The sequence below is a fragment of the Arthrobacter sp. A2-55 genome, from assembly GCF_025548615.1.
GTDB classification, from domain to species: Bacteria; Actinomycetota; Actinomycetes; order Actinomycetales; family Micrococcaceae; genus Specibacter; species Specibacter silviterrae.
This window is the reverse complement of sequence record NZ_JAJLOZ010000150.1, coordinates 1-992: the sequence shown is the minus strand read 5'-3', so window position 1 is coordinate 992 and position 992 is coordinate 1. Positions and strand designations below refer to the sequence as shown.

Here is a 992-nt window from a genome sequence, read left to right as displayed (position 1 = left end):
GCCAATAGGCGTCCGGGCCGGCACCCATAAGCCGCACGTCAGCGTAATTAAGCGTCATTAAGAAGCAAGGCAGGCACGACCCCTGTTAAACATGTTTTCGACCAAGAAAACGTTTGACCAGGAGAATCGTGCCTGCCCTTCCATCATTCCTCATCGAACCACTCTGGTGCCAATTCGAGGCACTGATCCCACCGGTGGCGAACCACCACCCGCTGGGCTGCCACCGGCCACGAATCACCAACCGCGTGGTCTTCGACAAACTCATCCAGGTCCTCGTCCTGGGAGCCTCCTACGAGAAGATCAGCGACACCGGATGCTCGGCCACCACGATCCGGCGACGCCGCGATGAATGGATCAACGCCGGAATCTTCACCACCCTCGAACAACTCTGCCTGGAAGCCTACGACCGGATCACCGGCCTGGAACTCGAGAACCTCACCGTGGACGGGTGCATCGTCAAAGCACCCTGCGGAGGAGAACTGGCCGGAAAATCCCCGGTGGACCGCGGAAAACCGGGCACCAAACGCTCCGTCCTCACCGACGGCAAGGGCATCCCGCTGGGCTGCGTGGCCGCACCGGCCAACCGGCACGACTCCCCACTGCTGCGCCCCACCCTGGAAAAGCTCTCACGCTTCGGATTCCACCTGCCACCGCAGATCACCGTGCACCTGGACGCCGGCTACGACAGCTCCAAGACCCGCACCCTGCTCACCGAACTCGGGTGCGAATGGGTCATCAGCACCAAGGGCGAACCGCTCCAGGCCGGCGCCCGCTGGGTGGTCGAACGAACCAACGCCTGGCACACCCGCGGCTTCAAGAAACTCCTGGTCTGCACCGAACGCCGGGCCCGGGTCATCGACGCCATGATCAGCCTGGCCAACAGCATCATCGTCCTGCGGCGCCTGATCCGCGAGGCCTGGCACACCCACCGATGGGACACCAGGCCCAAGCGCAAGCCCTAACGGTCAGGGCCTATTGGCGGATTTTCTTAG

The 992-nt window shown here is 63.0% G+C and carries 1 protein-coding gene; it reads left to right on the top strand.

The genetic code is table 11. The features are described from left to right. Positions 1-128: 128 nt before the first annotated feature. Positions 129-962: an IS5 family transposase gene (locus tag LPN03_RS20720; protein WP_262455759.1), complete on the top strand. Its 834-nt coding sequence runs from the start codon at positions 129-131 to the stop codon at positions 960-962. The last annotated feature ends 30 nt before the right edge of the window (positions 963-992 follow it).